The sequence below is a fragment of the Natrinema pellirubrum DSM 15624 genome, assembly GCF_000230735.2.
GTDB classification, from domain to species: Archaea; Halobacteriota; Halobacteria; order Halobacteriales; family Natrialbaceae; genus Natrinema; species Natrinema pellirubrum.
The window spans coordinates 1837737-1850601 of sequence record NC_019962.1 but is presented as its reverse complement, the minus strand read 5'-3'; the positions used below and the strand labels follow the sequence as shown (position 1 = coordinate 1850601).

Sequence of the window (12865 nt, the reverse complement as noted above, 5' to 3'; positions counted from 1 at the left end):
AGTTAGTCGTGTGTTCGGCGCTTTGAGTCGCTTCTTCGTGGGAGCGTCGTTGATCATTTACATTCATTTGAAGAGTTCCCACATGTCTTGACCGCTTCCGCCATTTGACGGTGTGGAAACAGCCAGGATCTGCGTTTCTCGGTATTGTCGTCTCTGTCTACCTCATCGCCGTTTGAAATTGCTCACGTAGCGTGTCCTCACGCTCCTCGAATTGGTCGACCATCTCCTGAAGGTCGTCGCTGACGCGCTCGATGCTCGCGAGCGCCCGCTCGTCGGCCAGCGGCGCGCCTTCCTTTCCCTGGAAAAACAGATGAGTGCGTACGTCGTGCGCTCCCGTTCATCGGTACATCGCGGGAGTGGTGACCCCCACACTCCTCTCGGGGGTTCAACAAACAGATCCGAAAACGTCGCCCCGTCCCTATTGGCTGGCTGCGGGAAACTCGAAGCCGGCGGTGTCGGTTAGTGACTCTCCAAGTCGGTAGTTTCTGATTGGACTGCCAGGTGAGCGTCTTCCAGTTCCTCACAGCGGTCTTCGTTGTCCTGGTGGACACGGACACAAATATATCCAAAAATAAGTAATGTATGAGTTAGTATATTGGGAATGTTTAATTAACAAAATCTCGCCCATTTGGCATCTATGTGCGATCTGGTTGAACAATCAGACAGTCCCTCGTCGATATTTTACGTACAATTGTCCGTAAATTATAGTGGTGGAGTCAAAACTGTTATTACATTCTCAAACCAACCTACTTTCAATTGGTAGCCAATGATAGCCTCGATGAAGAATCGAGAGGCACGAGCAATCCTACAATTAGCCACTTCGGCATTAGCACTAGCCCGTCCATTCCGTAACCATAGAATCGACTGTGTAAAGGTGATGTCAGGCCCTACCACTGTGTTCAGCTGTTAGAAATAATATGTCCGATCACACCTCGATTCCGATACGTAACGTCAGCGAATTACCTACTCTAAGTTCGGCAGTGACACACAGCCCAGTCAAGACTCCGTCATACGACATTTTGGTTCTGATTCCCGGAGACAAAGATATTGACCCCGATCTAGTGAATATACCACGGTTACTTCAAACACCACTTGCGGTTGCTGAAGATCGTGACGAGACTGTGACGATCGCCAGTATCTTGATTGCTCCGAGTGATATTGAACCTGAGGAGTTAGCTAACAACGAGAACGGAACGGGAATAATGGCGTCTGTGATCCAGACAGCAAAGCAGAAGTTGGCAATCTTCCTTGATATCGCCAACGACATCGGTGAGGACGTATCTGTACAGGGCTTCGTCGGTGTGGTTAAGGCTCTCGAAGCGGGACTAAATGAACCCACTACCGGCGATCAATATGATGCCATTTTTCTTGCACAAACCAACACGGATAGCCTCAAACTCTGGGATGAGCCCACTATCAGCTCCGTGCTTGACACTGTTCATTGTGCTGTTTATGTTGAAAATATAGGGGCGGACGAGGATCTGGTTTTTCAAGAATCCAGTAGAGGGACCGCACCAGACAGTGAGCCGCCATTCAATCAACCCACGGATATCCTGCTTGCAGTAGGGACCGGGCCTCATTCGGTTCTAGGGGCCGAAACTGCACGTGCGGTCGCCAAAGCGTCCGGTGCGAGCGTTCACGCTCTTCATCTAATCACAAGCTCCGACGATGGACCAGCTCGACAGAAGGGGAGAAAGGCCCTTTCCCTCGCTGAATACGTCCTCTCCGATCTCCCAAATGTAGAATGTGAAACGCGTGAAGTTGAGACCGCCACCGATGAACTCCTCACTGAGATAGACAATTACGACCTTTCCCTCATTGGTACACCCACTAAGTCCTCGCTTCTCAGCCGTCTGTTTGCACAACCAACTTCAGAGAAGGTAATAACACAATCCACAACATCTGTGATTACAGTACGCCAGCCTGCAGAAGCAATGGACTCGGTATACTATCGCTGGAAACGCGCAGTTGAACGGACTACAGATGTAGATATTTCACCAGCGGAGAAGGGGGAAGAGCTATGACAGACATTCCTAGGTCTGTGGCCGAGTCAGCCACGGATGTCCCGTTGGCTAACATTGTTGATGACTCAGAGGCAGATTATCAGCTGTTCCGAAATCTACTTACAACAGCTGACTCGGTCGGTGTCCTCTGTCATAATAACCCGGACCCCGATAGTTTCTCGAGTGCGCTCGCCTTGGCGATGATCGCAGAGGAGTGGGGCATCTCTAATGTCGAAATCCTATACGCTGGGGCGGTTACGCATCAGCAGAACCGTGCGATGATCAACGTCCTTGATATAGACCCCGTCCACATCGATGACCACTCATTAGAGCAGTTCGACCTGATAGCGTTCGTCGACCACAGTATTGCTGGCCGAAACAATTCTGTTCCTGAAGATTTTATTCCAGACATAGTCATCGATCATCACCCTACAGATGGGATTCGTGCCAAGTACATCGACCAACGGGCTGGCGTAGGAGCGACTGCTACGCTGTTGACACGCTACCTCCAGGCGTACGATATCGAACTGACGGAGAGGCTGGCGACCGCCTTACTGTTCGGAGTCCACAGAGAGACACTCAATTTCACTCGTGGAACGACGCCTGCAGAACATGCGGCCGCATGCTTCCTGCACCCTGCCGTAGATCATTCGACTATCGAGACATTATCCAATTCCGTCTTCACACCGGAGACGCTCGGTGGAATCGGCGATGCAATCATCAACCGAGAGGTCCGGGGATCGTGTCTGGTTTCCTCACTGGGCCGGGTCAGCGAGCGTGATATCCTACCACAGGCGGCAGATTATCTCCTGAAACTAGAGGGGATCAGCACCACTATCGTCTTTGGCATCGTCGAAAGTGAGATCCATCTGAGTGCTCGAACAAGCAACGCAAATCTTCATATTGGCAACTTGATGCGGGAGACGTTCGACGAGGTTGGAAGTGCCGGTGGCCATCACGATATGGCAGGTGGACAGGTTCCACTTGGACTATTAGGGGCAACCAATGACAGTGAGGATGTCGCAGTAGACTTGATTAATAAATCAGTTACCACTCGTCTGTTCGAAGCCTTATCCAGCTGGACGGACATATGACAGGGACAGCACCACCGCACGAGGGAGATCACGACGAGAGCGTCCACGATCTTGATGATGTCGACCGTCAGATCCTCGCTGACCTCGCGACCGATGCAAGAAATACCTCCTGCCCTGATATCGCCAACAAGGTTGACGTCACTCCCGCAACGATTCGGAATCGGATCGAGAATCTCGTTTCTAATGATGTAATCGAAGCCCATCGATCGGAGATCAATTACCGACAACTGGGGTTTCTCAAGGTTCTATTCATATGTTCAGTCAACTCGGGCCGATTCGGCGAACTCACGGTAGCGTGTCATAGAATACGTCTCATACCCTCAACTTGGCGATTATACAGCTTCCAATTCGCGTGTAATCCTATGAATTTCGTCAGCCATGGGTTTTGCTCAAGGGCGAAACCGTGAACAACGCCTCCTGAGAACTATTCTATGACACGCTCCACGGATCAACTGGATGCATTCCCTGAGGTGATAGAAATACGTGAACTTCTCAGTGGGAGTCATAATTTTCACGTTCTCGTAGTTGTAGACTCACAAGACCAAGCCGAGTCCGTCGAACATCGTCTTATTGACTGGGGTCTCGAAATTGAGGGGATTTCGCTGGTTAGCAACGACCAGCGCACTCCGTCGAGCATTTTCGATAAGGGGTGAGGCTCGGAAACCGACGATGCCTGATACTGTACTTTCCGAGTTAGTACTCCCCCTGAACGCCGATTATCCACGTCGTCTCACGGAACGAGAGCCAGACAAATCGCTCCGAAGCTAATCGCTTGCTCGCTGCCGTTGATGAGATACTGGTTGACGTTACAGAGACGTCTACCATCGTAGAGGCCGACGATATGAGCAATCAGATCCTCGAGATGTCGGGAGCATACGACCTCACTGGACTCGTAGCACCGACGACGAGTCTATGTCGTCGGTCTCCATTCCAGAGTGTACCCGATACTCTCATTGAGTCTGGTGACCACCTGATCCCGATCGTGAAACAAGCCGGAGATAGAGAACCGTTGTGATATCTCAAACCGAGCCGATGATACCAGGCCGAGGAAACTATTGCTGTGGCGACGGTGGAACTGGCTTGTCCGTAAACACCTCACGTCGGAGAACGAGATAGATGCCTACCAGTAGCAGGAGAACAGCGATGGGAAGCCCGAGAACGCCTTGGACGAGTGAGGTGACGATACCAACGACGACGAATGCGAGCGCACCTTTCCACGCCCACGAACGGGTTTTCCAAAGGCCGACACCCACCGCGACGTATGCAATAGAAAGGGTGATAATGAGAGTTATCGGCATCAACAGATCTGCTGAAAGAGATATCGATGTCAGTACCTGGCCCAGTTGAACCAGATTGAGGAGTGCAAACAGTATCCAGATGGCACAAATGACTTTGATGCTGAGAGGCGTAGCTGGTCGATCCATGCTCATTGTAGAAACTGGGCATGTATAACTGTTAAGACACTACGAGATAGGACCAGGTTGTTCATCCTACAAGCAGCAGGAAAGTAGAAATCCAATTGCCTGTGAAAGGGTGATTCGCAGTATTGCTCCACCAAACCCGAGAGCGATGAACCCAGAAAGTACTGCAAGACGATTTCTTTGGGACCCGAATCCGGTCAGAAACTGGTACAGTAAAAGCGAACCTGCGGACTGTACGAGCAATAGCCCCAGTCCCGTTAGTAAATTATAAAATATCGGGTCGTCGTCGAGAGAGAAAACTCGCCGAGGCAACCGAGCTCTCGGCGAGTAGAAGACCACCGCCGATAAGCAGATATGCAGCAAATAGCCCTGACACTAGAAGAAGTATGCGGAAGCTGAGAAGTACTGATCTTCGTAGAGCTGTTTCGAGTGTACCAGCTAAACCGGTGACACGCGAACGGGACAGTTCTAGTTCAGAGTCGTCTGATTTCATTGTTCTATGGATCACCGCGGGATTAGTATGGCAAGGATTACGACGACGATGCCAGCGATAACGAGCCGAACCGCATTCACTCTCCGGGAACTGTTATCGTGACCTAGCCGCCACCCTGTAGCGAAGAGAAGTGTGATTCCGATGAGCGTAGCCCAGTCCGTCGCCTGACGCATCGAGAGTAGTATCGACTCGAGCGTATACGGTCCAATAACTAGAGCGAGACCAATCGACATCCCCACTGCACGAGGGATCGCTTGTGACTTCGCCAGCTCGGCAGCCTCCGTGGCTGCGCTGGTGCGGTTTGGTGTAACTACTTCACCGACGGCAAGTCCTGCGAGCGTCGCGTACGCGAGCTTGATGACCGCACGACCGCTTTCGACGCCAATCAGGTGTGCCGCGATTACGAGTCCGATTCCCACAAACACACCTCGACAAAGCCCAGTCAGGGCCGTTTGCCTCGTTTCCGAGTCATCGAGTATCGAAACGCTCCGTTCGACGCCACTTCCGCCCATCGTTTCAGCTTCCCCGTCGGTTGGAGCGTTGCGATTGGTAACCGGTGTCCACAGTGAGGGTCCGAATGTCTCTCTCGTTCACGACACATTCACCGGCGAGCTTTGACTCCGTGGATCGATGGCGGCGTACACCTCCCCCGCTGACAAACGAACACAGATAGCTCTGCCAGGCAGGTTTCAAACGCGCTTGCTTTTGAGACACCGATTTGGAACACAGGACGGTATCGGATTCGTACTCCATCAGTGGTCACCTGCGATCGCGGAGGTCAACTGCGACGGTTCGGTCAACTGTTATCCATCGATCTTCCTGTTCGAGATCTGCGAGTACGTACTTGTCGCTGTCGAAAGCGCCCATCACGGAGCGAGCTGGATCGACAGTAGCGTCATTCGCCTTGGTAATATACATTGGTCTGAAACCATTCGGTTGATGTTGTTGTGCGCTCTGCGTCTACTCGACGGGTCCGGATCGCTCATCTGGGGGTGGCGACCACCCGGAAGCAGGAAGGTGGTTTACTGTGCCAGGCGTCCTTTAGTTATCTGGCGGCACCTCCCCCTGCCACTTATGCATCAGTATCGAACACTGTGCTTCACTGGCGATTTTATCAGTTTTGCGACCGAACAGGCTCTGCCGGAGCCACCACCCACGAGACGTTCCGATTACCATGATATCGTGGTCGGCAGACAACTCACCGAGCTTCTCTACGGGGCCTACCGAACTTGCGAGTTGCGTTTCGGCCTGCACGCCGTACTCACCGAGTCGCTCAACGGACCGGTCAAGGAGTTCTCGCCCGTCCGCCTCACTCCCCTCGTCGCCAGCGATATACGCGAACGTCACCGACGCCTCGGTTCGCTGGCTCATGATAGCGAGCATCTGGAGACGGTTCTCGTCGGGAGGTACGACGACTGGAACCAGAATCGAATCTGTATCGATTGGGTCCCGGTCGGCACTGAAGACGATGACGTCGCAGTTCGCCTTGCGGAGCAACCTGTCGACGAGGTTCGAGACGGAGTCCTTGTCAGTCCACCCGATGAGGATGGCGTCGGCGTCGTACTCTTCGAACTCTTCCAGGATTCCGTCCAGTGCTGACGAGGCCGTCCGGATCGTCCCTGTACTCTCAATACCCTCCTCACGGAGTGTATGCTGACTCTCGGCCACGCTCTCAGACCCGGTTCGCCAGTTCTCCTGTGACCCGACGAAGCTCCGGTCTGTGGTCACGTGTGTGAATCGAACGGCCCCGCGCCGCGGATCAACGAGAATGCTCGACAACTGCGTGAGCATGTTCGGATCCGACTTGTCACCGACTGGAACGAGTACCCGCTCGTATCCGATGTCATTATTCGCTACCATTAGCCGTCACCTTTGATTGTTGATTGCGTATCGACATCGCTGTTCTGGTCGGTGGCGTTTTGCTGCTGTTGGAGTTCCTCCCTAACCATGATGTTGAGTTCGAGCACGTTTACGCGTTCGTGACCCCAGACGCCGAGCCAGGGCTCTTCAGTCGCCTGCCCGATCATCTCGTGGAGCCGGTCTTCGGAGATACCAGTCTGGTTTGCGACACGAGGAACCTGATACCTCGCAGCTTCTAGTGAGATGTGGGCGTCGTAGGCGGATCCGGACTCAGCGACCAAGTTGGCCGGAACCGAGTCATCCGGCGTCTCGTACTGTGAGATACACCGGAGATCCTTACGGACACGCTCGGAGAGTTCGGGGTTATTCGGTGCGAGGTTTGTACTCCCCGACGTCATTGCGTTGTAGTCGATCGAGGACGGCCGTGACCAGAAGTATACGGCATCCTCTGGGTTCCCACACTGGAAGTTCTGACCGATCATCTGCGAGCCGACCGGGGCTTCCTGTCCGCCGACGTAGACGGGACTCCCGGCCGCGTTATTCGAGAATGCTACGGAACCAATGGCCATCAACGACCCCTGGTAGAGCAGCCCGCAGACGAGCAGGCCCACACCGAGGAGCCGGAGTGGCACGATGATGTCATTACGATTCATTATTGGAACACCCCCAGCGCGACGAACAGCATGTCGATCATCTTAATGAAGATGAACGGAGCGATGAGTCCGCCGCCACCGTAGACGATGAGGTTCTTTCGCAAGAGCTGTGCACCGCTCTGAGCCTCATAGTCGACACCACGCAGCGCGAGCGGGATGAGTAGCGGGATGATGAACGCGTTGTACACCAGCGTCGCCGTCACCGCACTCGCAGGGGTCGACAGGTTCAGGATGTCCATCGCAGCCAGTCCCGGGATCGCAGCCGCGAGGATCGCAGGCAGCAACACGAAGTACTTCGCCACGTCGTTGGCGACTGAGAATGTGGTCAGTGCACCACGGGTCATTAGGAGCTGTTTGCCGATCCCGACGACCTCGATAATCTTCGAAGGGTTCGAGTCGAGGTCGACCATATTGCCCGCCTCCTTCGCCGCGTTGGTCCCCGCATTCATTGCGAGACCGACGTCTGCCTTCGCGAGTGCCGGAGCGTCGTTCGTGCCGTCTCCGGTCATCCCGACGAGTTTCCCGTCGGCTTGGATATCTTCGACGAGTTCAATTTTCTCCTCGGGACCGAATTCGGCGTGGAACTCATCGATGCCAACTTGGTCGGCAACCCAACGAGCCGTCCGTTGGTTGTCCCCAGTCGCCATAATCGTCTCGACACCCATCTTCTGGATTTCGGCGATTCGGTCGGCAATACCGGGTTTCAGTTCGTCCTGCAGCTCGATGATTCCGACGACCTGCTTGTCGACCGCAACCGCAAGCGGAGTCCCACCACTTTCACTGATATCGTTGGAGGGTTGCCGTAGTTTTCCGGGAGCGCTATCGGCGTACTTCTCGACCGCATCGACGGCGCCCTTCCGAATTTCGGTTCCGTCAGGAAGGTTGATACCGCTCATCCGTGTTTCTGCTGAGAACGGGACAAAGTTCTCCTCAGAGAGGCTCTCAGTGCCCAGAGAGACGTCGACATCACGGGGTGCTTCCACAGCAGCTCCTGGTTCATCGACGGCATCGCCATCCGGTTGGCCACCGTCAGCCTTCGTCCCGTTCATCTTCTCTGCGAGGTCGATAATCGAACGGCCTTCCGTCGTCTCGTCGAACAGTGACGACTGGTAGCTCGCACGAATAACGTCCTCATCGTTCGCGTCACCGAGCGAGTGGAAATCCTGAGCGACACGCTCGCCGGTCGTGATCGTCCCTGTTTTGTCGAGGATGAGTGCGTCCAAGTCACCGGCCGCCTCAACCGCGCGACCGGACTTCGCGATGACGTTGCGGCGCGTAACACGCGTCATCCCCGCAACACGAATCGCGGCCAGTAACGCACCGATCGTGGTCGGCATGAGCGCAATCAACAGCGCCACGAGCTCAGCGATGTCCAGGCCAGCGAACCCAACTGTAAACGAAGCCAGATACTCACCGAAGAAGAACATCGTCGCGACTGCGACGACGAACACCAATGTCAGACCACTCAACAGGATCGTCATAGCGACCTCATTGGGCGTCTTCTGCCGCTGGGCGTTCTCAACGAGACCGATCATCTCGTCGAGGAACGACTCGCCCTGCTCCGAGGTCACTTCGACCTTGAGACAGTCTGAGAGAACTTCCGTTCCACCGACGACCGAAGTCCGATCCCCGCCGGACTGTCGAATGACCGGGTCGGACTCACCGGTAATCGCAGACTCGTCGACCGATGCGCTCCCCTCAATAACGGTCCCGTCGCGGGGTATGACGTCACCTTCATCGACGAAGACGACTTCGCCGGCCTCGATTTCATTGCTGTCTGCAATCTCGATGTCGCCATCGTCAATCTCTTCGATGGGGGTATCGGGTTCTATGAGCTGCTTCGCCTTGGTCTCGGTCTGCAAAGCGCGCAGACTATCCGCCTGGGCCTCGCCTTCGAGCTCAGCGTACGCCTCAGCGTAGTTCGCGAACAGCACGGTGAACGCGAGCAGTGCGGTGATCACGCCGTAGTAGACGCGCGAACCCGTCGCATCGAACAGTCCGGGAGCGATCGTTAACAGCAGACTGACGATCGTCCCCAGCTCGACTACGAACAGCACCGGGTTCCGAACTAAGTGCCGCGGATCGAGCTTGACGAACGAGTCTCTGAATGCCTGCTTCTGTTGTTCCGTATCTATTGTTATCGTGACTTCTGTCATGTTAGATGCCTCCACTCAGCAGTTCCCCGATCGGACCGAATACCAGCGCCGGCAGGAACACCAACGCGCTGACGATAATGATAATGCCGATCAGTAACCCCACGAATGCGGGCGTCTCAGTATCAAGGGATCCACGTGACTCGGGGCTGATTTTTTTGTTAGCCAGCAAGCCGGCAATGGCGAGTTGGGCCGTGATAGGCACATACCGAGCCAACAGGACCTGCATTCCATCTACCAGATTGTAGTAGATGGTGTTGTCAGCCAGTCCCTCGAATCCGCTCCCGTTGTTCGCGGACGCCGAGAAGAACTCGTAGAGGATTTCTGAGAACCCTCGGAACCCAGGATTAGCCATCGCGTCGACCGCCGGCTGGTACACGACTGCGTGCGCCAGTGGCAACAATACGATTATCGGAAGCGTTAGGATGACGACAAACACGTATCGCATCTCCTGCCACTCAAGTTTCTTTCCGAGATACTGGGGCCGACGGCCAATCATCAATGCCCCGACAAAGGCCGTGAGGATGACGAACATCAGGATGTTTAACAGGCCGGTTCCGACCCCGTTACTGATGTTGTTGGTTGCGAATGCGAACAGCAAGGAGAATGCACCGAGTGCGGTCCAGCTGTTGTGCATACTGTTGACCCCACCGTTCGTCGTCCCGGTAGTCGCGAGTCCCCAGATTGCACTTGCCGTGGGTCCGAATCTGGTCTCCTTACTCTCCAGGTTTCCGACGGATTGGTCGACCGTCAGGCCATTTTCCTGAACTTGCATCGCGGCGTTGGGCCCGGTCTCGCCTACGATCGCGACACCAGTCAGCGTCATGTAAATGACAATGAATGCCGCGACAATGGCGACTCCGTGTTTTCGGTTACCGACCCACGCACCCCACGCGTAGATGGCGCTGAACGTGCCCATCGGCATCGCGAGCGTCAGGACCAATGTACTGAGCGGCGTTGGGTTCTCGAACGCTGTTGCAGCGTTCGCTGCGTTGATCCCGCCGCCGTTAGTGCCGAACATTTTGATCGCCTCGATGCCAGCGTGGGGACCGACGCGGATGTTCTGGACACCCATCGTGAACGTCTCTGCAGTGAATTTCCCGCTCAGGATGGTCTGGACGGATCCTTCCGCCATCAGGATAATAGCGATCAGGAACGAGATGGGCAGGAGAAATCGGACCAACCCGCGCACGAGGTTGGCGAAGAAGTTCCCAAGTCGTGGGTCTTTCTCGTTGTTGAACGCCCGGGCAAACGCAGGCATGAGAGCCAGCCCGGTCGCGGGTGTCAGGAACATTGCGATTCCGATCCCGAACGTGTGAGTGAACACGGAGAGGTTCTCTCCGCTGTAGTGTTGCTGGTTCGTATTTGAGGTGAACGAACTCGCGGTATGGAACGCAAGATCCCAGCTTTGCCCGGCCACGTCAACGAAATTCATCGGTAAGCCGTTCTGGAAGTACAGGACGACGTACAGTAGCGCCCAGATGAACGCGTTGAACACGAAGACTGCTTTGACGTATCCCTTCCAGGTCATCTCCCGTCTAGGGTTGATCCCCGATAACCGGTAGATGCCATTTTCGATAGGTGTGAATACGCTATCAAGCCGTTTTAATCCCGTTAGGAAACGAGGCAGGTCATAGTCACTGTTCGCCTGATCGCGGTATATCCACGCGAGGTACTCGCCAAGCAGGTAAATGAGGATGGCGAGTATCACGAAGAATACCGTGTATTGCACAATTGGTGGTGGACTTCCCATTGTTAGAACCTCGTTGGGTACACCATGACGTACGTCAAGTACGCCATGACCACTACAGTCGTTACTGCCAGTACCGCTTCGCCGATTAGCATGTGCAATTTCTCCCGAATACTCTGGAGTATTAAAACGTTCCTGTTCTGAGCCCGATTTTTACATTCAATTGGTTGTAAGGCAGTTCCAAATCCAGGCCGAGTATGAGGGGATAACAAAGTCGATCAGCCACATATTGAGGGTGTCATAGAAGTCTTCTCACACGGAGATCACTGTACTTCCTGGATTGTCTCCACGTTCATAATTGGTGATCGCAACGACGAGACAGGGACATAGAGCAAGAAACACTTGCGCTCGTGCATGGACGCGGCCTCGGGCTCGAACGTGCCCGAGGCCGCAGTCCTTGACTGCATTGTTGGTTCGTTCAACTCTTGTACGGCGGTTGTACGTCTCGTCTAACGTCGACTGCTTCAGCTGAACATCCTTACTGTACCCGGTGATGCGGTCTTCGACCCTGTACTCGATATCTTTCGGGTCGTCAGTGTTTCGTGCGTTGTATGGAGCGACTGGTACGACCCCTGCGGCGAGTAGGTGGTTGTGCCAGTCAAGCGTGTCGTAGGCACTATCACCGACCATCCAGATCGGCTGTTCGACGGCGAGCGCGTCACGCGTGACGCATCGCCGTCTCTTCTGGTGCTTGTTTGCTCCCGGTGAATTCCGCAGCGATAGGGATCTTTTGTCCGGTCGAGACGATCGTACAGCCGTAACCGTAGTAGTATTCTTCAGCGGGTGGATCGTAGCATTTCGACGCATCTTGATCGGCTGGCATTGTTCTCACATCAGTCGAACCGATGCAGTAGGTCAAGTCAATCAGGCCGCCCGCCGCGGCCTGCTCGACGAGGTGGCCGAAGATTTCGTCAACGACGTGTTCGAGATCGGTGAGAAAGCGATCGACCGCGTCTCTTGACGGTGGTCGATCGAAGCCACAACTGAGCCAGACAACAGTATTCTGAAGCTCTCGTTCAACGGGACGGATGCCGTAGATGTCTTTGTAGTAGCAATGGAGGAAGCCACGCATCAGCTCTGGTGGCTCGTGATCTCGTGTTCGCCCCGTCTCCGCCGGGGCGAACACGTCGAACTCTTTGAGAAACTCGAAGGAGAGATGCTCAAACAACGCTAGCGTCTCTGTCTCCACGACATTAAAGAACGTCTCTACTGAAGAAGGCTCTTGCAGGGTCACTGGGCTCATCCACCACAGCGTTCACCCTGCTCTTTGGTGTGCTACTCGTTCTATGACACCCTCACATATTATCAGGGCGAACCAAGAGTCGTCCAACCGATTGTAGCGACGAGACCTAGACCTACTGGGAGACCTCCAATCACTGAAGATGGCAAATAACCGGCAGAGGGGACTGATAGCTTAGTTTCGGATCGTAGCTTGTCG

The 12865-nt window shown here is 54.5% G+C and carries 11 protein-coding genes and 1 pseudogene; 3 read left to right on the top strand and 9 right to left on the bottom strand.

Annotation, left to right across the window (positions count from 1 at the left end; all coding sequences use genetic code 11):
- Window positions 1-917 precede the first annotated feature (917 nt).
- From NATPE_RS21225 to NATPE_RS21220, 3 genes are read left to right on the top strand one after another with little or no spacing between them, the layout of a single operon-like run.
- Complete coding sequence (locus tag NATPE_RS21225) at window positions 918-2024, top strand: universal stress protein (RefSeq protein WP_015298953.1); 1107 nt, start codon at window positions 918-920, stop codon at window positions 2022-2024.
- The gene (locus tag NATPE_RS08920) at window positions 2021-3097 is read left to right on the top strand and encodes a DHH family phosphoesterase (RefSeq protein ID WP_015298952.1); all 1077 of its coding nucleotides are present in this window, start codon (window positions 2021-2023) and stop codon (window positions 3095-3097) included. The genes NATPE_RS21225 and NATPE_RS08920 overlap by 4 nt, the downstream gene beginning before the upstream one ends.
- Window positions 3094-3504 (top strand): winged helix-turn-helix transcriptional regulator, encoded by a 411-nt coding sequence (locus NATPE_RS21220; protein ID WP_006182317.1) that lies wholly within the window; start codon window positions 3094-3096, stop codon window positions 3502-3504. The genes NATPE_RS08920 and NATPE_RS21220 overlap by 4 nt, the downstream gene beginning before the upstream one ends.
- 645 nt (window positions 3505-4149) lie before the next feature.
- Here NATPE_RS21220 and NATPE_RS08910 read toward each other — a convergent pair.
- From NATPE_RS08910 to NATPE_RS08875, 9 genes and pseudogenes are all read right to left on the bottom strand, one after another.
- Window positions 4150-4527 carry a hypothetical protein gene (locus tag NATPE_RS08910; protein ID WP_015298951.1) on the bottom strand — a complete coding sequence of 126 codons (378 nt, stop codon included), beginning with the start codon at window positions 4525-4527 and terminating at the stop codon, window positions 4150-4152.
- Between the two features lie 495 nt (window positions 4528-5022).
- Complete coding sequence (locus NATPE_RS08905; protein WP_152422598.1) at window positions 5023-5430, bottom strand: hypothetical protein; 408 nt, start codon at window positions 5428-5430, stop codon at window positions 5023-5025.
- Window positions 5431-5770: 340 nt separating this feature from the next.
- On the bottom strand, window positions 5771-5929 hold the full coding sequence (locus NATPE_RS23555) for a DUF7556 family protein (protein ID WP_449406626.1): 159 nt from the start codon (window positions 5927-5929) through the stop codon (window positions 5771-5773).
- A 123-nt stretch (window positions 5930-6052) separates the two neighbouring features.
- Window positions 6053-6871: a universal stress protein gene (locus NATPE_RS08900; protein ID WP_006182314.1), complete on the bottom strand. Its 819-nt coding sequence runs from the start codon at window positions 6869-6871 to the stop codon at window positions 6053-6055.
- Window positions 6871-7524: a potassium-transporting ATPase subunit C gene (locus NATPE_RS08895; protein ID WP_006182313.1), complete on the bottom strand. Its 654-nt coding sequence runs from the start codon at window positions 7522-7524 to the stop codon at window positions 6871-6873. The genes NATPE_RS08900 and NATPE_RS08895 overlap by 1 nt, the downstream gene beginning before the upstream one ends.
- A complete protein-coding gene (gene kdpB, locus NATPE_RS08890; protein ID WP_015298949.1) occupies window positions 7524-9680 on the bottom strand; it encodes a potassium-transporting ATPase subunit KdpB in 2157 nt (718 codons plus the stop codon). Before kdpB ends, NATPE_RS08895 begins: the two co-directional genes overlap by 1 nt.
- A gap of 1 nt (window position 9681) precedes the next feature.
- Window positions 9682-11430, bottom strand: coding sequence for a potassium-transporting ATPase subunit KdpA (gene kdpA, locus NATPE_RS08885; RefSeq protein ID WP_015298948.1), 1749 nt, complete (start codon window positions 11428-11430; stop codon window positions 9682-9684).
- Between the two features lie 2 nt (window positions 11431-11432).
- Window positions 11433-11522, bottom strand: a complete 90-nt coding sequence (kdpF, locus tag NATPE_RS08880) for a potassium-transporting ATPase subunit KdpF (RefSeq protein WP_015298947.1) — start codon at window positions 11520-11522, stop codon at window positions 11433-11435.
- A 157-nt stretch (window positions 11523-11679) separates the two neighbouring features.
- Window positions 11680-12670 (bottom strand): annotated as a pseudogene (locus NATPE_RS08875) (transposase).
- Window positions 12671-12865: the final 195 nt, after the last annotated feature.